Below are 25,414 nucleotides of genomic sequence, written 5' to 3' on the forward strand. Positions count from 1 at the left end.
CACAGGCTCGGGCGCGGCTCCCCTCCCCGGCGGACGCTCCGACGCTCCCGTGCAGCCCGGGTAGAAATCGCGGCGGTGGGCCGATCCGGGATCCGCCTCAGGGCGGCGGCCGAAGGGCCCGTGCCGGGAGTTCGCGGGCCATGAGATCCTCGACCTCGGCCCGGTTCGGCGCCGGTCTGGGGACCATGATCGCGGCGGCGCCCTCCGCCGGCGCGGCGTCCGTGATGTAGCGCGGGGCCTGACCTTCGCCCGGGGGGACCGGAACCGGCACCGCGGGCGCCGCCGCACCGGGCCCCGGCACGAGGTAGCGCCGCGTCTCGCCGGACTGCTCGGAGGCCATGCGGCGCGTCGAGGCCTCCGGGCGCTTCTCCGAGCCGGGCCGTTCCATCGGGCCGGGCGGACGGAGCGCGGTCGCCGATCCCGGCGCGGTCTCGCGGGGCGTCCCCGTCGACCGGGTGACCGCCTCGCGCCGGCGCGCCGGCGCAGGCCGGCGGGCGAGCGTCTCCGGCTGAAGGCGGGGCGCATCGGCGGGATTCGCCGAGAGCCGCATCGATTCCACCGCGCGGGTCAGGTCGGCGAGGGTGGCCGTCGCCGTGCGGCAGAGCTTGATCCGCACCGAGGCGGCCGGCGCGCCAGGATCGCTGCCGAACAGGGAGGACGGCCGCCTCCGCGCCGCATCGCCGCCGAGGTCGATCCATTGCCAGGCGTAGAGGCAGTCGATGCCCAGGGCGAGGCCGACCGGTCCGTGGGCGTTGCGGTGCGCCTGGGTCACCACCCGCATGGTCTCGCCGGGAAAGCGCGCCCGCAACTCGGCCGCGATCCCGGTACGGCTCGGCTTGGCCATGGCGAGGGCGGGACCGGAGCCCCCCTCCCCGCTGCGCACGCTCACCTCGGCGACGCCGCGCGGATCGTCCCGGAAGGTGATCCGCTGGGAAAAGCCGTCGCGGAACGAATTCTGCGCCACGTCCGACACGGGGCCGGCGCCCGGCAGCTCGAGGGCCGCGCGGCCGGGCCGGGCGGCGGCGGGGGGCGAGGGCAGGACCACCAGCGCCGCCAGCGCCGCCGCGGTTGCGGAATGCCGTATCCGACTCATGGCTGCTGTCCGGCGGTGGGGCCGGCCTCGATGAAGGTGGCGCGTTGCGATCCCGGGATGCCGAAGCGGTCGGATTCCCGGCTCGAGCGGGTCTGGCCGTTGGCGCCGGCGGCCTGCTGGTCCTGCCACTGGGTGCCGGCGGGCGGATCGGTCAGGGTGGAGGCCTGGGTCATGCCGTTGTAGCCCGGCAGCAGGGCGAAGCCGTAGCGCTCGTAGGGCATCGTCCCGGCGCCCGGCACCCGGCGGGCGACCAGGGGTGGCGCACCCGTCGCGGGTTCGGCCAGGACGCCGCCGGCACTCCGCTCGGGCACCTGCCGGGCCAGGGCGGCCGGCAGGTAGCGGAACGGGTTCTCGGCGGCGACGGAGAGCGGGAATTCGCTGCGCAGGACCGGCAGGGGACGCACTGCGCCGTTGGCCGAGATGTCGGGCTTCGGCACGCGGCCGTAGGCGGCGGGGGCGCGGGCGGTGTTCGCGAGCACGGCCGTCGCGGCGGGAGCCGCGGGCTGGCGTGCGCCGGCCGGGGGCGCCGCCGCGACGCTGCAGGCGAGCGGCGGACCCTCCGGCCCCTCGCGGAACAGCAGGTCCACCACCTTCGGGAACAGCCCGTCGTAGCGGTTGACGATCTCGAGGTACTCGCGCGTGCGCTTCAGGCGCTGCAGCGCCAGGGCGTAGCCGAGCACCGTCGACTCGCCCGGCAGCCAGGCGATGCCGTGCTGGAACCACTCCAGGGCGGCGTCGAACTGGCAGGAATTGTAGGCGTACCAGCCCAATGCCTGCGCGCCCTCCCCGGAACTCGAGGCCAGGGTCACCTTCGCGTAGCGGTTGATCCGGTCCAGGTCGATGAAGACGGGATTGGCCTGGGTGAGCTTCCGCTCCAGGAGCTCGATGAAGAGGATGCTGTTGCCGACGTACTTGTCGCGCCAGGCATAGGCCACCTCCTCGGCCTCGCGCGTCATGCCGACCGCGCGCAGCGAATGGGCGAGCCCGTGGGCGATCATCGCGTCGCCGCCGCGGCTGATCGCGAGCTTGAACCAGTCCAGCGCCTCGCGGAACTGCTGGCGCTTGTAGGCGTACCAGCCGAGGAGACCGGTCTCCCGCGGGTCGCCGGTCTTGCGGGCCTGGGCCTGGAACACGGCGATTTCCGTGGTGGTGGGCTCGTGCGCGGCCTCGTCGTGCAGGAAGGCGACGATCCGCGCGCGCGTGATGTCGATGGCGATGCGCCGGAACTCGGAATTGCCGTCGGAATCCGTCCGGCCGAGGGCGATGAGCTGCTCGGCCGCGGCCATCGGCAGGTTCGACATCGCCTTCTGGATGGTGGCCAGGCGGGCGCCCGGGTCGTTGCTGGTATCCAAGACGGACTTGTAGAGGTTGTAGGCCTGTGGCGTGGCCTCCTCGGCCGCCAGCGCGTCGGCGACGATCCAGAGGCTCTCGACGTCGCTGGGGTCGAGGGCGCTGGGATCGGCGCGGTAGAGGGCGACGACGTCGAGGTTGCGCCTAGCGCTGGCGAGCCCCTTGAGGCGGCTGCGGAACCCGGCGCGGCGCAGCTTGCGCGCCAGCTCGTCCGAGGGCTGCCAGGTCCCGTCCAGCGTGCGCCGCGCCGCGATGGCCGCGTAGAGGTCGTCGAAGCGGCCGGCGGTGAAGAGATCCCAGAGGGGGGCCTCTTCGGGGGGGCTCGGCTGCAGGGTGTCGAGGTCGGTGGGCTCCGTCCAGCCCGGGTAGAGCTGCTTCAGCCGCGCGGCCTCCGCCTTCATCCGGGCGGTCTGCTTCTGCGCCGCGTAGTAGCGCAGGGCGCTCTCGTCGACCATGCCGTTGGCCGCCGATCCCGTCGGGTCGACGACGATGGCGGGCGCGCGGCTGGCATCCTCGCCGCCGGGGCCCTGGGCCAGGGTCGGGAGGGTGAGCGCCGGGAGGGTGAGCGCCGCGAGGGCGAGGCCTATCGGGAGGCCGAGGGGCGCGGGGCCACGGCGCCGCCGGCGCGCTAACGCTTCAAGCATGAGGGTCCCCTCATCTGCGCGGCCACCATGGCCAGGAGATGCAGCGTGGTCGGATAGTAGTTCTCGGTGCCTTGCACCTGGCCGAAGCCCTCGGGGAGCGGCGTTCCCTTCACGGTACAGAGCAGCAGGCTGGAGAGGGCCGCGTAGCCGCTCTCGCCGAGCCACTCGACCGTGCGCCCGTCGCTGGTGTCCACGATGGGTAGGCGCTCGCGGTCCGGCCCGGACCAGAGGGCGACGAAGGGGGCGTAATCCTCCTGCCGTCCCACGTCGGCCCAGGCCATGTAGAGGGGAATCCGGATCGCGTTGTAGGAGAAGAGCGGCGGGAAGCCGTCCGCGGGACGGGGCTGGTCCCCCTTCAGGGAGATCCATTCGGTGGGCAGGTTGGCGCTGCCGAAGCGGGCGCGGCGCAGGAGCCGCAAGCCGCTGCGGGTCAGGGCGTCCCAGTCGTATTCCGGAGCCACCAGGGGCAGGCGCGCGAAGGCCGGGAAGACCCAGTAGGACAGGTTGATCAGGGGACCGTCGGCGCGTTCCCCCGCCGAGAAGCCCGTGACCGCCGGCAGCAGCAGCGCCCCGTTCCGGTCCTTGAACAGGATGGTCCGGCGGCCGACCTCGACGGCGATCCGCCGGGCCGCAACGCGGTAGCCGGCATCGTCCCAGGCCTCGGCGGCCTCCGTCAGCGCCCAGGCGACCAGGATGTCGCCGTCGGTGGCGTCGTTCATGTCCGCCACCGCCGGGCGCTTGGCCGGCTCCCAGCGCCAGGCCAGGAGGGAATCCGGACGCACCATCAGGTTGGCGCGGGTCCAGCCCCAGAGCCGCTCGAAGGTGGGCCTGTCGTTGGCCGCCACGGCGAGCAGCATGCCGTAGCCCTGCCCCTCGCTGTGGCTGATCCCGCCATTGGCGGTGTCGACCACCCGCCCGGCCTCGGTGACGAAGCGGGACCGGTAGAGGCGCCAGCCGTCCTGGTCCTTCAGGCTCCCGACGAGGGGCTGGGCCGCACGGGCGGACTCGTCCTTGACCTGCGGCGCGGCCGGCAGGGCGATGGCGGGGGGAACGGAGCGCGGCTGGTCCGGCATGGCGGGATCACGGGGCTGGGGATCGCGGAGCGAGCCGGCGGGCATCAGCGCGGGTCGGCCATCGACCCGGGCCTCCGGCCCGCCCTGGGCCCGGGCCTCCGGCCCGGCGGCGAAGCCGGTCGCGAGGCCCGTGGTCAGGGCGGCCGCGAGGGCCGCGCCGCGGACGGTCCGGAGCGGGCGTCTCATGCATTCCTCCGGCCGACGTTGCGGACCATGAGCGCGGTGGTCAGCCCGAGGCAGAGCGCCAGGGTCAGCGCCAGCGTCGCGTAGACGGCGGGATTCATCGAGAGCCAGCCCGCCAGCACGAGCCGGAGATTCCAGAGCGAGGGGGCCCGGGTCTCCACGATGCGGACGGTGTCGGGCTCGACCGTGTCCAGGCGGCCGTCGGCGGCGTCCAGGAAGGCGAAGCGCCCGCCGATCCGCGACCAGACCCCGGGATCGATGAGGCAGGCCACGGAGGCCTTGAGCAGGAGCGGGTTCGGCGCCGTGATCAGGGTGGTGGTGTCGTCGACGCCGATCCCGCCGCTGGACAGGGCCTGGGCCAGGATCAGCGACGCACGGGGCGGCACGGCGGAGGCCCGCTCCGAGGCCTCCGCGTCGATCCAGGTCCGCGTCTCGCCGAGCAGGCCCCGCACCGTGGTCGAGGCCCTCGTGACGAGGCCGTCGGCGGCCTCGATCAGGGGATGGCGGGCGCGCAGGGTCTCGTCCCACTTCGTCACGAGGTCGCCGTCGCTGGCGGGGACCCGGCCCGCACGGTCTCCGGCGGCGGCGTCCGGTCCGGCGCCGCGGGGCGTCGCCGGGCCGGCGACGCGGAAGCTGAGATCCGGCAGGCTGCAGCGTGCCGGCACGTTGCGGCGCAGGCGATCGAGGGTCGGCGCCGGCACCGAGCCGGACTGGCCCGCCGGACGGGCCGTCTCGGCGCGGGCTTCCCAGATCCGCCGGATCTGCTCCGGATCGAGGCCGAGCCCGGTCAGGGTCGCGGGCGCCACGGCGCGGACGGGCGCGACCATCAGGGTCGGTCCCGTCCCGCTCTGCGCCTCGGTGGCCAGCTCGAAATCGATCACCCGCCCGGCCGCACTCGCCAGCCGCGCGGCGATCATGGCGCCCGCCGCCACCGTGTCGCGATCGAGAACGGGCAGCACGAGGCGCGGCCGCTTGCCATCCTCCAGGAAGGGGGCGCCGCCGCTGGTTGTGGCGGCGAGATCCGGGATCCGGGCGGCACGGGCCAGGTTCGGAACGCTCACGGTGGTCCGGTCGAGGAACAGGAAACGCTCGCGCTTCGCGTCCGCCGTGCTCGCCGCGCAGGTGGCATCGCCGGGCGTCGGCACCTGCGCGGAGATCTCGACCCGGTTCAGGCCCGGCCGCCACAGGCCCAGGGGCAGCGGGATGGTGTTGTTCTCGAAGACCTCGCCCCGCGTCTGCGGCAGGGGCACGCTGGCGGCGTTGCGGCCGTTGAGGTCGACGAGGATCCGCGCCTCGGAGGAGAGGCCGGACGCGTAGGCCCCCGAGAGGTTCAGGAGCATCTTGCCGTAATCGGCGGGCAGGAAGTCCGGCGGCAGCTGGACGTCGAAGCGGGTGGTCAGAAGGCGTCCGGAGAATTCCCGGGTCGCCACGCCGAGGGCTTGCAGCGCGATCCGGTCGCCGCTCTCCAGGGGCGCACCCCGCAGCAGCGCCGCGGCCTTCAGGCCGCGCGGCGTGCCGTAGGGCTCGGTGCCGCGGGCCAGGGTCGCGATCGCCGACTCGATCTCGTCGTAGCTGGTGCCGCTGACGACGAGGGCGGGGGCCCGGTCCTCCCGCGGCGGCAGCATCGCGAGCTTGGGTCCGGTGATCGGGCCGACGGCCTCGAGGTCCGGCGTGCCGCGCAGTTCCGCCGCGGTGCCGACGATGAGGTTGATCCCGGCGCGGCCGGTCATCACCGAGCCGAACTCCACCACCGGGCGGGCGATGCGCCCGACGAGGCCGATCGCCTCGATGGCGTGGAACATCCGCTCCAGGCGGGGCAGGCTCGGCTTGTCGTTGATCACGACGCGGACCGGCAGCGCACCGCCGTCGTCGGGTTCCAGCGCGGCGAGATCCTTCAGCTCGATCCCGGCGGCCGCCACGGGGGCCACCACGAGGCCGGAGCGCGAGGGATCGATCTGCGTCCAGAGTTCGTAGGTCGCGTTGAGGGAGCAATCGACCCGGTGGCGCTGGCTCGCCGAGAGATCGATGGCGTTGTAGCCGAGCTTCAGGCTGCCCTCGGGCAGCTCGAACTCCACCACCTTGACGGCGCCGGGCGCCTGGATGCGGGTTCGGCCGACCACGACGCCGTTGACGCTGGCGACGAGTTCCGACGTCTCGGGCGCCACCGAGATGGCGGAGAGGTAGGACACCCGCAGGCGGGGACGCCCGCGGCTCTGCGCTTCCGTGACGTAGACGGGGAAGCGCAGGACGTCCTCCTCGCCCTCCAGGCGGAACCCGCCGGTGGTGGCCGGCAGGCGCCGGGCGGGCCCGATGGTCGCCAGGGTGCCCTCCCGGACCGCCGGCGCCGGCGCCGGGGCGACGGCGGCCGCCGGGCCGCGCCCGGGCTCGCCCGCGCGGCGCAGGGCGTCGCCCGCGGGGGGGACCGAGAAGCGCTCGGCGGGGCCCGCGCCGATGAAGCTCTGAGGCCGGGCCTCCGTGGCCCCGCCCACCAGGGCCAGCGCGAGAAGCCCGCGGGTGATCGTCGTGACACGCATGCGAGCCTCCCTCACGACCGGGCGTGCAGGTCGGCGCCGCGCCCGCCGCCCGCCGCCCCGCCGAGCAGGCGATCGTTCTCGAATTCCAGCATCAGGCGGACCCAGTCGGTGCCCGGCTCGCCGTCGTTGCTGCGTGCGAAGCTCGGCCGGGCCGGCAGGGGATTCTCGGCCGGGCGCGGCCGGGCGGCCTCCGCCCCGCCGGGGCTTCCGCCGGGCAGGAGCGGCGCCCGCTGCGGGGTGCGCGGAAGGGCCGTGTCGGTGGTGGGGGCGGGCGCCGCCTGCGGGCGCGGCTTGAACAGGTAGCTGAAGGCGCGGAACGGCTCGACGAGGCCCCACCAGATCAGCTGGAGGGTGCCCGAGACGATGTTCTTGTGCCGGCGCCGGCTCTGCTGGAAGCGCAGCAGCGCGCCCGCATCGCCGTACATCAGGTTCGCGAGGCCGGCATAGCCCTGCGCGTCGAGGGGCTGGAAGCGCAGGGTCACCACCACGTCGTCGCCCGCATGGGCGATCGTCCCGACCTCGAACGGCAGCACGCCGCCGGCGGGGGCGCCGTCGAGGGGCTGCACCGAGAGCTGGCCGGTGCGGTAGGTGCTGCCGGTGCCGAACGGCAGGACGTCGGCCCCGAACCGGACGGTGCAGCCGACGGCCGAGGCGCGGTCCACCGCGACGTCGAGGGCGCGGCCGGCCAGCATCATCCGGCCCTGCCGGTTGATCGCCAGGGACGGGCTCGCCTCCGTGACCCGGCGCTCGGCCACGACGCCGAGGGCGGCGCCGGCCATGAGCAGGTTGAAGAAGTTCCACAGGCCGACCACGAGCATCAGGTTGGTGACGCCGGGCTCGAACAGGTAGCGGTAGAGGGCCGTGGCGCAGCCGAGCAGCAGCAGGCCGTAGACGGCGAAGAACGGCCAGGCCAGGGCGGAGAGGTGGTCCTGCTCCAGGGTCGTGCCCTTGGCGGTGACGTTGAAGGTCGGGCGCCGGGGCGAGACGATGACCGAGGCGATGGCGCGGAACAGGAACAGGCCCTGGACGTACTCGTACAGCTCGGAGACGAAGGGCCAGCGGAACTTCCCGTAGACGTAGTTCTGCATCATCAGGTTGATGACGACGTAGGTCGCCGTATAGGCGATGGATTCATCCACGCTGGCGACGAAGATCTTCAGGTCGAAGAAGATGTGCAGCAGCGGCGAGAACATGAAGATCAGCCGCGGCACGGGGAAGAACCAGAACGTCATGCTCGACAGGTAGGCGACCTTCTGGATGGCGTGCAGGCCGCCCTTGAACAGCGGGTTCTTCAGCAGAAGGATCTGGAACATGCCCTGGCACCAGCGCGAGCGCTGGCCGATGAAGGCCTCCAGGGTCTCGGGCTGCAGGCCGGCGATCAGGGGCTTGTCGACGTAGATGCTGTTCCAGCCGCGGGCATGCAGCTCGAAGGCGGTCTCGCAATCCTCCGTGATGGTGACGCCCGAGAAGCCGCCCGCCTCGTCGAGGGCGCGCCGGCGCAGGAGCGCGGCCGAGCCGCAGAAGAACGAGCCGTTCCACTTGTCGAGACCGCGCTGCGTCACCGCGTAGAACATCTCGTTCTCGGAGGGCATGCGCTCGAAGGTGCGCAGGTTGCGCTCGATCGGGTCGGGATTCAGGAAGGCGTGCGGCGTCTGCACCAGGAACAGGCGCGGGTCCTGGGCGAAGTACCCGATCGTGTCGCGCAGGAAGGAGCGGAACGGGACGTGGTCGGCGTCGAGCACCACGATGATCTCGCCCTGCGAGTGCTTGAGCCCGTTGTTGAGGTTGCCCGCCTTGGCGTGCTGGTTGCGGGCGCGGGTGCGGTACTCGACGCCGAGGGAGGCGGCCAGGGCCTGGAGCTCCATGCGCCGCCGCATCGCGGCCTGCGCCTTCGCCGGATCGGGATCGGCGCATTTCTGGTCGGTGCCGCCATCGTCGAGCAGCCAGACCGTCAGCTTGTGGGCGGGATAGTCGATGAGGCGGGCCGCCGCGAGGGTGACCGAGAGGATGCCTGCATCCTCGTTGTAGCTCGGCACGAAGATGTCGACGGTGGGCAGCGCGTCGAGGGCCTCCGGATCATCGGCGGCGGCCATCGGCGGGGGCGCGCGCCGGAGCGGGTCGGCGTTGATGGTCAGGCTGACGAACAGGATGAAGACGCAGTAGAGCTCGCCCAGGAGGAGCAGGAGTCCGAACCCGAAGCTGACCGGGTCGCCGACCGAGGGCAGCGTGTTCGTCACGCGCCAGAACATGTAGCGCAGCACGACGAGGCTTCCCAGGGCGAGGAAGACGAAGCGCGCCGGCTGGTTGTCGAAGAACACCCACAGCACCACCATCGCCGCCATGGCGCAGAGGCTCATGATCAGCTGGTCCTGCGTGCTGACGGGCTGGCTCAGCAGGACGAGGACGGCAGCGGCCGACGCGATCCAGGCCATCCAACGTAATGCACTTGCCACGAGCCTGCCCTTCCGCAATCCGCCTCGCCCGCGTTCCTCCGGGGCCGACCTGGGCCCAGCGGGCCTTCAGGGTCGCAACCTGTGCGGGAACGGGACGGCGCAATACCTGTGAAACACCTGAGCGATTTGCCTGCCAACAGAATTCCGGCCACACGTCGCAGGACTTGTGCATGTCCGGGATTGAACGCGCTCAACTGTTGTAAGATGGAACATATGAAAAAACGTGACTGGCGGTCACGCGCACGCAATCGAACCTAACAAAGCCTGAACAGGCGGCTAAAAAGCAGTTCGCGCTTCGACGGTCGAGTAGTATCCGCTGCCCTGGATGCGGTCTTTCACGTAGCCGACTCCGACGGCCATCTTGATCGGGCCGAAGGAAAATCCCGTCAGGTGTCCGCCGATGCGGTACTGATTGAAGAAGTTGTCGCCGAGGAACATGGCTTCGGGGCCGATATAGACCCCGTCGGCGACCATGTACCCGACGCGGAAGCGCGAGTAGTAGGCGTTGAACTGGGTCGAGTACGAGCCGTAGGCCGAGACCATCGTGTTCTCGGTCGGTCGCGCATAGAAGTTGGCCGCGAACTTGGCGCCCACGCCGGTTCCGACCACGGGGTTGCCCGGATCGAGGATCGACAGCTGGTTGCTGCGGACGTTGAAGCCGACGAAGCCGGCCAGGGCCGCATCGCGCCAGATCCACTCGTAGCCGCCCGACAGGGCCCCCTCCTGCTGGTAGCCCGTCACCCGCTGGCCCACCTTCTGCCCGGGATAGCTGTAGGTGCCGGCGACGCCCTCGACGCGCAGGCGGGGGCCGCTCTCGAGGAGCGTGCCCTCCGTGGCGATCGTGCCCGTCGCCGAGCCGAAGGCGGAACTGTTGGAGGTGACAGCGACCGAGGCGTCGACGGCCACCGTCCAGTTCTCGTCCAGGATCACCGGCTCCGCACCGGTGTACCAGTCCGCGGCGACGGCGGCGTGCGAGGGGCCCAGGACCAGGGGCAAGGCGAGGAAGGCGAGGCGCGACATCGAGGCGGATGATCCGTTCCGTTGAGGCATTCGCGCGCGATGGATGGAGATCGACGGCGTCCGCTCGCGGTAATTCATCGACCTTCGGGGTTAATTGAATCTTAACGCGACCGCGAAAGCTGGATCTCGCAAGTCACCAATGCCGAGGATGTGCTTTCGGGCAACATATGTTGTTCTTGGCGACGATGTATTGTTGAAGAATTTCTGATCACAATGGTCATGTAATGAGCAGGCGCACAAAGAAGCGTCGGGTGATCTCCGTCGGTTTGAGGATGTTCCAACAACATTCGGGCAAGTCGAGGCTGCGAATTTTTCAAGATTATGCAACCGATGCGCGTGGTCGGGCGGGTCTGTCGCGGGTTTCCGTCTCCGGAGCGCCGCCGAGACGGAGTTGCCGATCCTTGGAACGGCGGTCTCGTGCGCTGCGAGGGCTGCCGATGCGGGCCCGAATTTTTCTGAGGATGGCCCTGTGGATTGTCCCCTCGCGGCCGCCCTCGGTGCCGCCATCGCGTCGGGAGCCGCTGCGCGCGGCCCGAGGAGCCTGTGGGACCGAGGGGCTTCGGTTCGCAGGGCGAGCGCGGCGACGTCCGGGTCCCCCCCGGCGTCGCGCCCCCTGCCCCCTGGGGCGGGGAGCGGGCCGGCCACGGGGGGGCATTCCGTGCGGGCGGTCCCGGGGTCGGCCGACGACGTGGGTGGCGGCCTTCAGGCGGCCTTCAGGCTGCCTTCAGGCTGCCTTGGCGGCCGGGTCGCGGGCCGCCCGGCGCATCACGGCGGCGAGATCGCCGTAGCGGAACGGCTTCTCAATCTGCAGGAAGGCCCGGGCGCTTTCCGGCAGGTGGCCCTGGGGGCCGGCGAGGACGATGCGGATCCCGGGATGGTGCTGGACCACCGTGGCGGCGAGCTGCAGGCCGCTCATCACCGGCATGCGCTGGTCGGCGATCATGACGTCGAAGCCCTCCGGCGCATCGAGGAGCGTCAGCGCATGTTCGGCGGAGCCGGCCTGGGTGACGCGGTGACCGAGATCGGTGAGCGCCTCGGCGAAGCTCTCGCGGACCAGGGTGTCGCTGTCGACGAGGAGGACGCGCAGGCGCGGCTGGACCGTGGCCGTCTCCTCATGGCCGGCCTCGGCCGGGGCCTCGCTGGCGGGGATCCAGATCTCGGCCAGGAAGGCGGAGTCGCCGCGTCCGTCGGCCACGAGGCGGAAGCCGCCGCCGATGCCGCTGAGCAGGCTCGCCACGGCGGCCGTGGAGCGCTCTTCTCCGGCCGGCTTCGCCGGGGCGGGGAGCCGCGCCGGCGTTCCGCTGGCCAGGACCAGGCGCACGTAGCGACCCGGGCGCAGGGCGATCCCATCCTCCTCGGACAGCACCCGCTCGTCGGCGCCGATCGCGAAGCCCTCGGAGCCGAGATCGCGCACGTGGAAGGCGAGGTTCAGCAGCACGGCCTCCAGCACGGACTCGCTGCACTGGGCGCGCGCGAGCCCGGAGCGGACCCGGAGCTTGATCGGAGCCTGGTTCAGGACGTTGGCGCTGAGGAACGGCACGAAGGCCGTCAGGGCGGTCCCGATCTCCGTCTCCTGGAGGGTGGCGTCGTCGCGGCGCACGAACCGGACCAGGCGGCGGGTCAGGCTGGAGCCGCGCTGCGCGCCCGCGAGGGCGGCCTCGACCAGGCGCACCTGATCCGGGTTGAGGCCATACCGGCGCTTGAGCGTGCCGAGATTGCCGCTGATCACGGTGAGCAGGTTGTTGAAGTCGTCGACCACGCCGTCGATGACCTGGCGCAGCATGCCCTCGCCGCGCCGTTCGGTGGCCTGTGCCCTGCCGTCGGAGGGGGCCGTGCCGTCCTGCGCGCCCGTCTCCCCGCCGGCCAGGCCGGCGGGAATCTCGCGGCTCAGGGCGTGAAGGCGGGCCGCGCCGGGGGCGGAGACCTCCGCGCTGCCGCGGATGAAGCGGACGAGGAGGCGACGCGTCTCCTGGCTGTCCGTCGTGTCGGCGCGGCGCAGAACCACGTCGTGCGGGCCCTCCCCGTCCAGGGCGGCCTGCATGGTGAACCGCATCAGGTCGCGATCCTGCGGCTTGATGCCGTCCGTCAGGTCGGTCAGCGCGACGGCCCGGTCGGTGGTGGCCGCGACGCCCGGGGTGGTGGAATCCACCCAGGTGACGTTGCCGGCGTCGGTGTCGATCTCCCAGTAGGTCCAGCCCGACATCGCCTCGAATGTGCGCAGGCGCTCGCGCACCCGCGCCAGGGCGGTGCGGGCCTCCTGGAGGGCGCGGGCACGGCTGCGCTCGCGGGCCGTCAGGTGCTCGGCGCTCGCCCGGAACTCGGCGATCCGCGATGGCACGATCGCCTCGCCGTCCGCCTCCGTGATCCGGGCCAGGCGCCGCGTCAGGCGCCCGGTGAGGGCGTAGGCCAGGCCCGCCGCGAGCAGGGCGGCGGCGAGCCAGAGCGCACAGAGGCGCGGATCCGGCAGGCCGAGACCGGCGCCGCGGGATTCCGTCGTGCGGGCGACCGCGAGCCAGCCCGAGGGGCCGAGGTCGCCGTAGCCGGCGCTCGGGGTGGCGTGCTCGACGGTGCGGGCGCTCCCGTCGGCGCTCGGCCGCGCGGCGCCGCTCACGAGCGCCCGGCCGTCGGGAGCCAGGACCGTGAGGGCGAGGGGGGAATCCGGGGCGGGCTGCGCGCGAAGGATTCCGCTGCGGAGATCGGCGAGCCAGGTGTCGGCGAGGCGGGCGACGAGGTACTCGGCGTTGCGGGCGCCCGATCCGGCGACCGGGATCGCGACCTCGAAGGGGACGGGATCCCGGGGCGTCGCGGAGGCCGTGACGAGGGCCGTGGAGGCATTCCGTGCCCCGGCGAACCAGGGCTGTCCCGAGACGTCGCGGCCGATCATCTCCTCGTGGCCGGCGGCCCGGACGCGTCCGTTGGCACTGACCAGGAGGATGTCGGCATAGGCCGGGCGCAGGTCGGCCCAGGCACGCAGCACGGCCTGAGGATCGGCATCCATCAGGCCGGTGCCGGTCTGGCGAAGGGCCACGGCCGCGGTGCGCAGGTCCTGCGACACCTCGAAGAGGCTGCGGTCGAGGGCGCCGGCGAACGCCTCGGAGGTGCGACGGACCTGAGCGGCATCCGGCCCGGCGCCGCGCGGCGGGCTGGTCAGCGCGAGGCTGCTCCAGACCATGACGGCGCTGAGCACCACGACCGTGCCGGCCTGGAAGGCGGCCACGGACTTGAGAGAAACGCGATCCAATCCCAACATGCCGCTGATCGCTCCGCTGCCTTCACTTCCCGATACGCGACACCAGACGGACGGGCCCCACAACCTGTGGGGATAGGATGGTTAATTTTCCCTTAAATTCAGTTGGCGCCCCGCGCTGATCAAATGTTCGGCCGGCGATACTTGTCGGGCCAATCGGCCGGCGGCCGGACCGATCAGGGCTCCGGCTGCAGGAAGCCGTGAACCGCCTGCACGACCACCGAGCCTTCGCCCACCCCGGAGGCCACCCGCTTGACCGAGCCCGCGCGCACGTCCCCGACGGCGTAGAGGCCCGGCACGGTGGTGGCGTAGGGCGACGCGGCGGGCATCCCGTCGGGTCGCAACCCCGTCGGCACGAAGCCCTTCGGGTCGAGGGTGAGGCAGTCGGCGAGCCATCCGGTGTTCGGCACGGCCCCGATCATCAGGAAGACGTTCCCGACGGCCCGGGTCACGCTCAAATCGCGCGACCGGTCGGTCCAGGTCACCGCCGTCAGCGTGTCGTCGCCGTGGAACGCGCTGATCTCGGTCCGCGTGTGCAGCGTGATCCGCGCGGACGCGGCGATCCGGCGGACGAGGTAGTCGGACATGGTCGCGGCGAGTCCCTCGGCCCGCACCAGGAGATGGACACGGGCCACGGTGCGGGACAGGAACATCGCCGCCTGCCCGGCCGAATTCCCGCCGCCGACCACGATCACCTCCGCGCCGGTGCAGAGCTGCGCCTCCATGGCGGTGGCCGCGTAGTGGATGCCCTGCCCCTCGAAATGCGCGTAGCGCGGCAGGTCGAGCCGCCGGTAGCGGGCGCCGGTGGCGGCGATGACCGCGCGGGCGGGAATGGCCGTGCCATCCTCCAGGAGCACCCGGAAGGCCGGCCCGTGGCAGTCGAGACCGGCCGCCATGCGGGAGATCGCGAGCCGCGCCCCGAACTTCTGGGCCTGGACCTGTGCCCGGCCGGCCAGGGCCTGACCCGAGATGCCGGTCGGAAAGCCCAGATAGTTCTCGATCTTCGAGGACGTGCCCGCCTGACCGCCCGGCGCCAAGCCCTCGACCACGATGGTGTCGAGCCCTTCGGAGGCGGCATAGACCGCTGCGGCGAGGCCCGCCGGCCCGGCGCCGATCACCGCGACGTCGTAGACGCGGTCCGGATCGATCGTCTCCGTCAGCCCGAGGATATCGGCCAGCACGGCGTTGCTCGGGTTGCGCAGGACCGCCGTGCCCGGCGCGAGGACCACCGGCAGGTCGGCCTCCGTCAGGCCGAAGCCGTCGAGCGCTTCGCGCGCCGCCCCGTCGAGGGCGACGTCGAGGATGCGGTGCGGATAGGCGTTGCGAACGAGGAATCGCTCCAGGCGCAGGGTCTCGCGCTGGTGGCCGAGGCCGATCAGGACGACGCCGCCGCGCCCGTGTCGGATCAGCCCGACCCGGCGCAGGATGAAGGCCCGCATGATGATCTCGCCGATATCGGGCTCCGCGGTGACCATCCGGCGGAAGGCCGCGCGGTCGATCCGCACCACCCGCGCGTCGCTCACCGTGCGGCCCGAGACGAGGATCTCGCGATCGTTGAAAAGGTCGAGCTCGCCCGTGAACTGGCCCTCGGTATGCACGGTGAACACGGTCGTCTGGCCGGCGTGGTCGGTCTCGAACATCTCGATCCGTCCGGACCGGACGAGGAAGAAATCCACCCGCCGCTGACCGCGCGCGAAGATCACCGTGCCCGCCGGCAGGGTTTCCTCTCGTCCGTAACCGGCGACGCGCTGCGCCATCTCGTCGTCGAGGCGCGGGAAGGTCTGTGCGGCGCGCTCGTCGCCGTCGATCCCCGTCGTCAGGGCCGTGTCGCTCATGTCGGAGCACTCCATCACGCCGTACGGGCCGACACGGCCGAAGCGGCAGGGGGCAATCCGCCCCGAAGGCATCGGATCGGGCGCTGGGCGCTGTCTTGGACGAACCCTCTGGGCGCCTGTGCCTCGAGCCGGGACTGATGCACGACGATGCTGGTCGCGTGAAGCGAAGGGGTCCCGCGGCGCGCCCCGAAGACCGCCGCCCCGAAGACCGCCGCCCCGAAGACCGCCGAACCACGGGCCGCGCCCCGGCGGGACGGAGGCGGGCGGGCGTCCCGGGGCAGCTTCCGATCCCGGTGGGGGGAACCGCTTCCGCCCCGCCCTCCCCCGCCGTGGCGCGGTCGTGGACCGCGTGGCGCACAGGGCGGCGGCTCTCGGAGAGGACGTTCGGGGGTCAGCCCTTCACGAAAGCGAGGAGGTCGGCGTTCAGGACCTCCGCATGCACCGTGAGCATGCCGTGCGCGTAGCCCGGATAGGTCTTGATCGTCCCGTTCCGGAGGAGCTTGATCGACTTCAGCGCCGCGTCGGCGATCGGCACGATCTGGTCGTCCTCGCCGTGCAGCACTAATGTGGGGACGCCGATGGCCTTGAGATCCTCGGTCTGATCGGTCTCCGAGAAGGCCTTGATCCCGTCGTAATGGGCCTTCGCGCTGCCCATCATGCCCTGTCGCCACCAGTTCCGAACCACCCCGGGAAGCACCGTCGCGCCGTCGCGGTTGAAACCGTAGAAGGGGCCGCCCGCGACATCGAGGAAGAACTGCGCGCGGTTCCCGGCGGTCGCGGCCCGGAAGCCGTCGAAGACGTCGCGCGGCAGGCCCTCGGGGTTGGCGTCGGTCCTCAGCATCAGGGGCGGCACCGCCGAGACCAGCACCGCCTTGGCGACGCGCCCGGCCGGTTCGCCGTGCCGCGCGACGTAGCGGGCGACCTCGCCGCCCCCGGTGGAATGGCCGATATGGACGGCGTTGCGCAGGTCGAGCGCCTCGACCACCGCAAAGGCGTCGGCGGCGTAGTGATCCATGTCGTGGCCGCCGTCGACCTGCGCCGAGCGGCCGTGGCCGCGCCGGTCGTGAGCCACGACCCGGTAGCCCTGATGCAGGAAGTACAGCATCTGGGCGTCCCAGTCGTCGGACGAGAGGGGCCAGCCGTGATGGAACATGATCGGCTGGGCGTCCTTGGGACCCCAATCCTTGAAGAAGATTTCGACGCCGTCCTGGGTGGTGACGTAGGTCATGGCGATGGCCCCGGTCTCAGAGAGAAAGATCGTCGCGGTGAATGGCGGTCTGGCTCCACGCGCGTCGGGAATCCCGTCGCGTGGTCGCGGGCCGGCCGCCTCAGCGGCTTCCCGAAGGGGTGAGCATCAGCCGCGTGTCCATGAGACCGGGACCGTCGGCGCGGCCGGCCTCGCAACGACGGCCGGGGGCTACGCGGGTCGACAGCGTGGAGACGCCGATCCGGCGCCCGGTGGAGTCGGCCGCCGGGCCGGTGCCGGGCAGAGGTGTTGCGGGTAGCAGCATCGGTCGCGGCTCTCGATCATCGTGACCCAAGGGCGCGCCGAAGGACCAGCGACCGCGTCGGGGATGCCATGAGCTATGGCGCCCGGTGGTCGACCGGGCTTGACGATTTGCGGCGCGATTTGGACGAATGCGTCATGGCGCCGGGACCCGGACGGCGCGCCGTACCGGCGGACCGCGTGCGGCTCCGCTCCGGCTCGTTCGATCGGTGGCTCCGGTCTTGGGCAGGACGTCTTGGGCAGGACGTCTTGGGCAGGAGGATCGTCCACGCGGCGATGGCGCGAACCGGGGACCGGAACGCGCCATCGGGGAACGCTTGAACGGGGAGACACCGGTGCGGGCACCGGGTCTCGTTCGGTTCCGACCCTCAGCGACCCTGCTGCGGCATCAGCGCCCGAGCCTGCTGGACCGCGTCGCGGCAGGAGGTATCGCCCTTGGCATTGAGATCGGTCGCGCGCTGCAACGCGGTCTTGGCCTGCGAAACCTTGTCCTCGGAGGAGAGGCTGGCGGAGGCAGACGCCTCGCCGCCCTTCGATGCCTCGGCCGCGGCGGTCGGCTTGTTCTCGGATTGCGCGCGCACATCGGCCGGCGACGTGGCGATCTGGCCGTTCGCCACCGAATTCGCCGGACCCTTCCCGGCCGCCGCGGCGACCGGTCCGGCGACACCCCCTACCGTGCCCGGGGAGCCGCCGCTCTCGCGGGAGGCGCCGCCCTGCTGCGCCCGATCCGTCTCAGCGGTTCCAGGCTTGGCGGTGCTTCCCGTGGTGCCGGCGGTCTGATCGGCCGACGCGGCGCTGGGGCCCTTCTGCTGTCCGGTGTCCGGCTGGGACACGGGGGCGCCCATGCCCACCTGAGTGCCGAGTTCACGCTTGAGCTTGGCGATGTCGTCGCTGCAGGGACCTCCCTCCTGGGCAAAGGCCGCCGTGCTGACGAAGCCGAGGAGGGAGAATGCGGCGGCACCGCCGATCATCTTGAAACGTTGCATGGGATTCCTCAATGAAATGCTCCCACCAACGTCAATATAATGTACAAGTTCAGTAAAAAACGTATTTACCCGTCAATATTCGCTTCAAGGCAAAACAAAGAACGTTTTGTACAACATTGCAGCTTCTAAGAATGCGAAATCCGATGCGCCCGGAGACAAATCCGGACGCATCGATCTGTCAGTTTATTATCTCGCCGGCGAAAGTCCGGCGCGACCAATTCGGATCAGTAGCCGTAACCATAGGCCGGGTAGCCGTAGCCACCGCCGTAGCCGTAGGCGGGTGCGTAGCCGTAACCGCCGCCGTAGTAACCGACCGGACGGCCATAGCCGTAACCGTAGCCGCCGTAGCTGTTCGCCACGATGGCGCCGGCCGCGAGGCCCGCGATGCCGAGGCCGATGGCTGCGCCGGGGCCGATGCCGCGACGGTAGCCGTAGCCGCGACCGTAGCCGCCGCCGTAGCCCCGGTACCCGCCGTAGCCGCCCCGGAAGCCGACGCCGCGATAGCCGTAGCCCCCGTGGCCGTAACCGTAGCCGCCGTGGCCGTAGCCGCCACCGTAGCCCCAGCCGCGGGCCTCGGCAGGTGCCGATGCCAGCAGGCCGAGTCCGAGCAGGGCCGTCGATGCCAGTGCGAGCTTGCGCATGCGATCTCTCCTATCGTGTGGAATGTAGGCTCATAACAGCCCCGAGCTTGGCGCGTTCCAATGCCGACCATGGTTCAACACGTCACAGGGGCAGTAGCCGTTCCCACCCAGATAGGTATCGTAGCCTATAGCGGGTCCAAAGCTATGGGAAACCGCGGAAGGACCGCCCCGGGTCTAGCTCTGGCCGACCACATAAAGCGTACCGCTGTTCTGCACTGGCCGAACAAGGCTGTGCGGGGATCGCGATCCTTTGATCGGCGCAGCCTGAAGTCTGAGATTCGTCCTGAGAAGCGAAGCAGCACATGCCAAGATGCGCAAGAGAGTTCCGGGTTCCGACTTGGGAGCCGAGACCCGGATCAGGACAGGACCGTTCCTTCACCCGCGCGTCAGGCGGCACGCCATGGTGCGAATGCCCTGGCGTGATCTGCGATGATCGGGCGAGGTCCGGCGCGCCGTCCGACCGGGAACGCCTCACGGATCCGACGCTTGCGCCGGTCCGGACCGAGGGGCTCTCGGGTCTCTCGGAGCGCTGTCCCCACAGAGCGAGGAACAGGTCTCAGGAGCCCGCCAGCATGCTCGTGGATTGGAATACGACGAAGATCAGCGTGACCAGGGCTGCGGCCGCGGCGAGATAAGTCACCGCCTTCATGAACTTGGACATGGTTTCGAAGGCTCCATCTGAAAACGCGTTCGGGCGTGCGGGGCATGCCGCGCGCCGTCACCCAAAGGTCGAGGGGCGTGGGCCCGTCGCCCGTGGCCGGGGCTCGGAAGGACCGGCCGCGTGCAACGGGATCTCGAGCCGGGTCAGGCCGGGCGACGGCCGTCGGCGGCGTAGCGGTCGATGGCCGAGGGCAGCTCGCGCGAGAGCCGGGAGAGGAGCGCGCCGCGGCTCAGGCCGGTCTGCTGGGTGAGGTGGCCGGCGGTGCCGACGCCGCCCAGAAGCCCGGCCAGATTGCCGAGGCCGCCGCTGCCGGTGGCCGTGCCGGTGGAGGCTGTGTTCGGGATCGGTGGGACGGTGCGTTGGGGTGCGGTGGGCTCGTGGCCCTTCAGCAGCTCGGCGAGCTTGTCGCGGTTCTGGTAGCCGGCCACGGCCAGAAGGCCCAGCAGCGCGGTCATCGAGGGGTAGCCCTTGCTCATCGGAGGTCTCCGTTTGTGGGGGTGAACAGGTCTTGGGGGGTGAACAGGTTTGGGGGGGCGAGAAGGGCCGGACCGGCAACGATCCAGGCTCGCGTCGTCAGCCCGCCGCGGCGGCCTCCGTCGATGTCGTGCGCCCGGCCAGATCGCTCGGCTCGGCGGCATACTGGCTGGCGGCAATGGTGCGCTTGACCGTGGAGCGGGCCGCATCGATGGCGATGGCGGCCGCCGACAGGGTGCGGGCCTCGGTCGGGCGTTCGAGGGCGTGCTTGGCGATGTCGCCGGCCAGATCGTCGATCTCGCGGGCGAGCTGTTCCAGACGCGGCGCGTCGGCGCTGTCTTGGGCCTCCTGCCGGATCTCCAGCAGACGATCGGTGGCCTCCTCGATGCGCTCGCGGCGCAGGCGCGACAGGCGCTGCCCAACCCAGGCGAGCGCCGAGCCGATGCCGCCGCCGAGGAAGGCGACGAGGTAGATCCAGGTCTCGTAACGCTCGACGAAGCCCTGCTGCTCGCGCTCGAAGAAGTCGACGGCGCCGGGATGGATCGGCAGCCGCGCGCTCGTCGCGCCCGCCGTGCTGTCGTAGTTCGGCGCCTGCACGTAGTCGGCCGCCGGCGTCACGTTGGCCATGCCGCTGCGCATCTCGAACAGGTGCTGGGTGACGTCGGCCGCGACCGGTCGGGAGAGGGTGGTGCGGGCCATCAGGCGGTAGGAGGCCCCCACGGTATGGACATCCTCGGCCGGCACCTTCGGACTGCCGCCGAAGGTCTCGGCCGGCATCGTTACGGCCTGGAGGCGCGGCAGGCGCGCGATGATGGCGTCGGCGTTCTCCACGTCGACGAAGGCGACCTTCCCGCTCCGGCTCACCCCCTGCACGATGCCGACGATGCGCTGGGCGGTGGGCGAGGTCGGGGCGATCACCGAGACCACCGCGTCGATCCGCTTGCGGGTGAAGGCGCCCGCGAGCTCCGCCTCCGTCATCTCCACCAGCGCCACGTGGCGCGGCGGCACCGGGCCGTCGGGCTCCTTATCGAGAAGAGTCAGGCCGTAATGCTCGACCATGGCCTTGATGAGCGCCTGGTCGGCGTCGCGATGGGCCAGGATGGCGAGGCGCTTGCGCTCGAGCTGCGGGAACCGGGTCAGCCCAGAGCCTTCCGGTGAGGCGATGATCATCGCTTGGTCGCGCAGGATCGCCAGGGTCAGGCCGTTGTCGGGCAGGTCGACGTCGGGACGCACGACAGCGAGGTCGGCCCGTCCCTCCTGGAGGGCGGCGGCGCTGTCGCGCACGTCGTCGAGGGCCAGGACCTTGAGGCGGATCTCCTTGTGGCGCTTGGCGAGGGCGTCGGCATAGGCCTGGATCAGGGCCGGCTCGGTTCCGTCCCGGGGCGCCACCGCCACCGTCAGAACCGTGGCGCGGGAGACCCAGTAGGCCACCCCCGCCGCGAGACCGAGGAAGACGGTGAGCAGCAGGAACACGAGCTCCGGGCGCAGGAGGACCTTGGCGAACTTCATTGAGGGTCGTTCGCTCCCGCCCGCCCGGGGCTCCGTCCCCCCGTCGCGTCCTTCGGACCGGCCATCGTCGAGCCCTACGGGCAGGAATGCCGTTCGCCGTCGTTGCCGAGATAGGTTCCGCTGGCCGCATCGTAGGAACGGAAGCGGCGGGCACAGGCGGCCACGGCCTCGGCCGGCACCCCGCGCGGAGCGGCCTGGGCCTGCGAATTCGCGATCGCCCCACCGATGATCGCGCCTGCGGCGAGGCCGGCCACGCCGGCGCCGACCGCCGCGCCCACGCCGGGTCCCCGGCGATAGCCGTAGCCGCGCCGGTAGCCGTAGCCCCGACCGTAGCCGCGCCCACCGCGCCAGCCGTGACGGTGACCGTACCGGCGAAACTGCATGTACGCGGTCGGTACATCCGCGTGCGCCAGGGCCTCGACGGCTGGGCCGCCCGTCGTCGGGGCTGCCTGGGCCGGGAGCCCGACCAGGGCAGCGGCGACGGTGGCGGCAAGGGCGAGGGTCAGCTTCATCGTGAGGTGTCTCTTGACGGATGGTGGAGGTGCGCTGGGGATGGGCTCAGTAGCCGCGCCGGTTCGGCGGGACGGCGGAACGCCCGCCGAAGCGGCGGCTGACATAGGCGATGACCTTCGGAAGCAGGAAGGCGGTGAGGAGCTTGCGGATCATGGGATGGTCTCCGGGACTGCGGGATCAACGATTGCGACGGGACAGCCAGCCCACCGCGAAGGCGACGGCGGCGAGGCCGAGGAGCGCGGAGGCGCGGTTGTCGTCGGCGTAGCGCACGGCCTGGCGGCCGTAGGTCGATCCGCGCTTGGCCGCGTGATAGGCGAAGGCGCGACCGTCATCGATGAGGTTTCCCGCCCGGTCGCGCGTCTCGTCGACGAGGTGTCGCCCGTCCTCGATCAGGTTCCCGGCGCGGTCGCGCACCTCGTGGGCGATGTCGCGCCCGTCGTCGATGAGATCCTCGGCCCGGTCGCGGGCGCGACCGTAGGCGTACTGGGCGCCGCCGGCCACCTGGTTCACGGCGCCGCGCACTTGGCGCGCCGGATCACCGGTGATGCCGCCGACCGCGGTCTGCGCGCGGCCCTTGAGGTGGCGCGAGGCGCCGCGGAACTGGTCTCCGTTCATGGGGAAACTCCTGGGTTCGAGGGGGGATAAGGGGCGGCGGGACCTTGGTCGGGGCTTCGGCCGCCGTCCGGAATCAGTGCTTGCCGGTGACCTTATCGACGGCCGAGGCGATGCCGTCCTTGGCTTCGCCGACGGTGCGCTGGGCCTCGCCCTTGAGCTCCTGGGCCTTGCCTTCGACCACGAGCTTGTCGTTGCCCGTGACCTTGCCGGCGGCCTGCTTGACGTTGCCGGCCGCCTCGTTGGCGAGACCCTTCAGCTTGTCGGTGGTGCTGCTCATGGGATGTCTCCTTGTGTTCGGATGACTGGGATGGGTTGGCCGGCCGGTCGCGGGGACCGGCCGGGACGAGGGCTCAGACGCGGCGGGCGTCGACGCTGTCGGCGAGGGTGAGGCGCTTGGGGGCGCCGAGGCGTCCGCCGAGGAAGCCGGCGAGSGCGCCCAGGATSAGGGCGAGCGCGCCGTAGAAGGCGCCCTGGGTGGCGGCGGACTTGGCGGCGACGGCCGCGGCTTCCGCCTTCRCCTTGGCGGTCGCGACGGTCTCGTCGTACTGCTTGCGGTAGTCCTGGATCTGGGCCTTGGCCTGGTCGACCGGGATGCCCTGGGCCTTGGCCAGGGCGTCGGCCGCGCGGGTCTCGGCCTGGGCCTTCTGGGCCGGGTCACCGGTGAACAGYGCCCGGATGGCGGCCACGGCGGCGTCCTTGGCCGCCTGCGGGTCCTGGCCGGCCGCCTGGTTGCGCACCGACTGCTCGATGCCGTCCAGGGGGTTGGAGATCTTCGACAGCGACGGAGCCGCGCCTGCGCGGCGGTCTGCACCGTGCCGTGCTGGTCACGCCCGAGAAGGCGCCCCCGATGAGGCCGCCGGCGGCCGAGGTCAGGAGGTAGAGCACCACCAGGGTGGTCACCGCCCAGGAGACCARSCCGTGCAGGCCGGCCGCGCCCGTGACGGGCTTGCCCGAGAGGCGCCCGGCGATGAGGCCGCCSGCCAGGGAAGCGACCACGCCCGAGCCCACGAACCAGAGGCCGGCGCYCAKCGAGAGCGTCGAGGCGGCCGGGTTGTCGGCGGCCACGGGTCCGACGCTGGACAGGCCGACGCCCACCCCGACCATGTTGAGGATGACCTGGGTCACCAGCGCGGTGACGGCGCCGGCGAAGATGGCGCCCCAGGAGACCTGGTTCAGGAGGACGGTACGGGTGTCGGCCGAGACGGCCGGGGTCGCGAGAAGGGGGGACGTGGACACGGGATACTCCGAACGTTCGGTGGGTCTGGAAAAGCGGCGTGGACGGGTCAGAGCTTGCTGACGAGGAGGCCGAGGCCGAAGCCGACGAGGCCGGCCACGAGAAGCGAGGCGTGCGGCCAGGCGACGGACCGTTCATGGACCTCGTGCAACTGGCGCTTACCCTGGTCGTAGGCGTCCTCGGCATAATCCGAGACCTCGTCGGCGACGTTTCGGACGACGTCCTTGGCCTGGCCGTAGAGGTCCTCGGCCGAGCCCTGGGCTTCACGCAGGCGCCCCTTCACCGAATCATCCCGGGATCCCGCAAGATCGCCGATGGCGCCCTGCGCCTTGCCGGCGAGTTCCTTGGCGGTACCGGTCACACGGTGGGTGTCGATCATGATGGTCTCCCGTCGTCGTCTGCCGAAGTGGCTTCGCAAGCGTGGCTGCATCCCGGAAGACGATCGCCGGGTGCGTCAGCAACTGTGCGCAAACGGATCGTGCGCAATCCTGTTCCGGTCACGCTCGCGATTTCTGGTACGGACGCACTAGGGGGGCGGTCAGAGGGACCGCCGTGCGGGCCGACGTGCGGATCGACCGAATATTCTGTGCCGATCGGGTTCTCGGCATCCATCTGTTCCTGGAATCAGACTCGGTCGAATCGACCTGCGACGCCGCGCACCCGGTCTCGTGACACGGACGGAGTCGTGCGACGCGAGCCTCCGTGCAGGGGCGCGCGCGGCTGCACGCCCTATCCTGCTGCAGGCTCCCCCTCCCCTCGCAACGTTGTGATCACATCCGCGTGGGCCCTTTTATTGATCGCCCGCCGCGTGCAGCAGCGCAGCAACGGGTCAGTCGCCGGAATGTCCGTCCGTGACCCTGGTCGGTTGATGGCCGTCGGCAGAAGATTGTCACCCGCCAAGTCTGATCGGGCACTGCGGCAAACGTCACAGTCTAAGTGTTCATTCAGCGTCTCTTCCAGATCCTGTTCCGTTCATGTCTGGCTGATTGTGCGGAGAATTCACTTCGGAACTATCCGGCCAGATCAGGGCGCCCTTCGTCAAAATTATCCGCTGGGCGCAGTTGGGAGCCAACGTCCTATGCCAATTCTCCGCCGTCTAAGTAGTTTGCCCATCAAAAGACAACTGCCAACACCAAAAGCCTACGCAGCTTAAGTTCACATGGACGGCGTCAGGCCCCTTGGTTTTGGCTTAAAATTCTATTAAAGATCCCGCCACAGCGCGGGGTGTACTTGCTGCGAGGGTAGTTTTCTCTCGGACGAAGTATTACGTAATCCGTGCCGTAAAAGTTTTTTAGGGGGGAATTTGAGTATGGCTTTTGGATACTTCGATCGTGGCACCGACGGTGACGATGTTCTGTACGCCTCGCTGACCCAGGCCAGTCGTCTGGAAGGCGGTGCTGGTGATGACACCTACTATGTGTACCACCGGGACGATAAAATCGTCGAATTCAATGGTGAGGGTGGCGGAATCGACAACGTTCACTCGACCGTCACTTGGGCGCTCGGAGTCAATCTCGAGAACCTCTACCTGGAAGGGTCGGCCAATATCGGCGGTTCCGGCAACGACGGCGACAACATCATCGTCGGCAACAGCGGCATGAACAGCCTGCGTGGGGGAGCCGGCAGCGACACGATCGACGGCGGCGCTGGGGACGACGTGATCTCCGGTGGGTCCGGTCGCGATGTCCTCGCCGGCGGTGCAGGGGCGGACAAGTTCATCTTCGACGCGTCTCTGACGTCGGGTTGTCTGTCGTCAGATGATTTGGGACATTCAGCGGTGTTCAGGAGCGGAGGCTCTGGTCCATCTGGGGTGAGAGGTTAGGCAGCCTGCGCGTGATGGCG

The 25,414-nt window shown here is 70.9% G+C and carries 18 protein-coding genes and 1 pseudogene; 1 reads left to right on the plus strand and 18 read right to left on the minus strand.

The window, feature by feature from the left end; genetic code table 11:
- Nucleotides 1-97: 97 nt before the first annotated feature.
- The 18 genes and pseudogenes from bcsN to ASF41_RS09165 form a co-directional block, all read right to left on the minus strand.
- Nucleotides 98-1,093: a cellulose biosynthesis protein BcsN gene (gene bcsN, locus ASF41_RS09080; protein ID WP_056492586.1), complete on the minus strand. Its 996-nt coding sequence runs from the start codon at nt 1,091-1,093 to the stop codon at nt 98-100.
- Nucleotides 1,090-3,087 (minus strand): hypothetical protein, encoded by a 1,998-nt coding sequence (locus tag ASF41_RS09085; protein WP_056492589.1) that lies wholly within the window; start codon nt 3,085-3,087, stop codon nt 1,090-1,092. Before ASF41_RS09085 ends, bcsN begins: the two co-directional genes overlap by 4 nt.
- Nucleotides 3,072-4,160, minus strand: a complete 1,089-nt coding sequence (locus ASF41_RS09090; RefSeq protein ID WP_407067269.1) for a glycosyl hydrolase family 8 — start codon at nt 4,158-4,160, stop codon at nt 3,072-3,074. The genes ASF41_RS09085 and ASF41_RS09090 overlap by 16 nt, the downstream gene beginning before the upstream one ends.
- Nucleotides 4,161-4,342: 182 nt before the next feature.
- Nucleotides 4,343-6,877 (minus strand): cellulose biosynthesis cyclic di-GMP-binding regulatory protein BcsB, encoded by a 2,535-nt coding sequence (locus tag ASF41_RS09095; protein WP_082504212.1) that lies wholly within the window; start codon nt 6,875-6,877, stop codon nt 4,343-4,345.
- A gap of 11 nt (nt 6,878-6,888) precedes the next feature.
- Nucleotides 6,889-9,309 carry a UDP-forming cellulose synthase catalytic subunit gene (bcsA, locus tag ASF41_RS09100; RefSeq protein ID WP_056378314.1) on the minus strand — a complete coding sequence of 807 codons (2,421 nt, stop codon included), beginning with the start codon at nt 9,307-9,309 and terminating at the stop codon, nt 6,889-6,891.
- Between the two features lie 297 nt (nt 9,310-9,606).
- Entirely contained in the window at nt 9,607-10,350 is a 744-nt protein-coding gene (gene bcsS / locus ASF41_RS09105; RefSeq protein WP_082487015.1) for a cellulose biosynthesis protein BcsS, read from the minus strand.
- Nucleotides 10,351-11,074: 724 nt separating this feature from the next.
- Nucleotides 11,075-13,600, minus strand: coding sequence for a response regulator (locus ASF41_RS09110; RefSeq protein WP_056492592.1), 2,526 nt, complete (start codon nt 13,598-13,600; stop codon nt 11,075-11,077).
- A 173-nt stretch (nt 13,601-13,773) separates the two neighbouring features.
- Nucleotides 13,774-15,432: an FAD-dependent oxidoreductase gene (locus ASF41_RS09115; protein WP_056349424.1), complete on the minus strand. Its 1,659-nt coding sequence runs from the start codon at nt 15,430-15,432 to the stop codon at nt 13,774-13,776.
- Between the two features lie 391 nt (nt 15,433-15,823).
- The gene (locus ASF41_RS09120) at nt 15,824-16,660 is read right to left on the minus strand and encodes an alpha/beta fold hydrolase (RefSeq protein WP_056349420.1); all 837 of its coding nucleotides are present in this window, start codon (nt 16,658-16,660) and stop codon (nt 15,824-15,826) included.
- Nucleotides 16,661-17,307: 647 nt separating this feature from the next.
- Nucleotides 17,308-17,925 carry a hypothetical protein gene (locus ASF41_RS09125; RefSeq protein WP_056349418.1) on the minus strand — a complete coding sequence of 206 codons (618 nt, stop codon included), beginning with the start codon at nt 17,923-17,925 and terminating at the stop codon, nt 17,308-17,310.
- A gap of 224 nt (nt 17,926-18,149) precedes the next feature.
- A complete protein-coding gene (locus tag ASF41_RS09130) occupies nt 18,150-18,566 on the minus strand; it encodes a hypothetical protein (RefSeq protein WP_056217965.1) in 417 nt (138 codons plus the stop codon).
- A gap of 804 nt (nt 18,567-19,370) precedes the next feature.
- A complete protein-coding gene (locus tag ASF41_RS09135) occupies nt 19,371-19,703 on the minus strand; it encodes a hypothetical protein (protein ID WP_056492595.1) in 333 nt (110 codons plus the stop codon).
- Between the two features lie 97 nt (nt 19,704-19,800).
- Entirely contained in the window at nt 19,801-21,210 is a 1,410-nt protein-coding gene (locus ASF41_RS09140) for a TAXI family TRAP transporter solute-binding subunit (RefSeq protein WP_056217799.1), read from the minus strand.
- A 74-nt stretch (nt 21,211-21,284) separates the two neighbouring features.
- Complete coding sequence (locus ASF41_RS09145) at nt 21,285-21,722, minus strand: BA14K family protein (protein WP_056217796.1); 438 nt, start codon at nt 21,720-21,722, stop codon at nt 21,285-21,287.
- 178 nt (nt 21,723-21,900) lie between these two features.
- Nucleotides 21,901-22,338, minus strand: coding sequence for a CsbD family protein (locus tag ASF41_RS09150; protein WP_056492598.1), 438 nt, complete (start codon nt 22,336-22,338; stop codon nt 21,901-21,903).
- Between the two features lie 73 nt (nt 22,339-22,411).
- Nucleotides 22,412-22,615 carry a CsbD family protein gene (locus ASF41_RS09155; RefSeq protein WP_056217792.1) on the minus strand — a complete coding sequence of 68 codons (204 nt, stop codon included), beginning with the start codon at nt 22,613-22,615 and terminating at the stop codon, nt 22,412-22,414.
- A 73-nt stretch (nt 22,616-22,688) separates the two neighbouring features.
- Nucleotides 22,689-23,574 (minus strand): annotated as a pseudogene (locus tag ASF41_RS09160) (PhnA-like protein).
- A 47-nt stretch (nt 23,575-23,621) separates the two neighbouring features.
- On the minus strand, nt 23,622-23,951 hold the full coding sequence (locus ASF41_RS09165) for a CsbD family protein (RefSeq protein WP_056350089.1): 330 nt from the start codon (nt 23,949-23,951) through the stop codon (nt 23,622-23,624).
- A gap of 930 nt (nt 23,952-24,881) precedes the next feature.
- On the opposite strand from ASF41_RS09165, the gene ASF41_RS09170 reads away from it, so the two are divergent.
- Nucleotides 24,882-25,394, plus strand: coding sequence for a calcium-binding protein (locus ASF41_RS09170; RefSeq protein ID WP_056492601.1), 513 nt, complete (start codon nt 24,882-24,884; stop codon nt 25,392-25,394).
- Nucleotides 25,395-25,414 lie beyond the last annotated feature (20 nt).

The sequence above is a fragment of the Methylobacterium sp. Leaf111 genome (genome assembly GCF_001423285.1).
Taxonomy (GTDB): domain Bacteria; phylum Pseudomonadota; class Alphaproteobacteria; order Rhizobiales; family Beijerinckiaceae; genus Methylobacterium.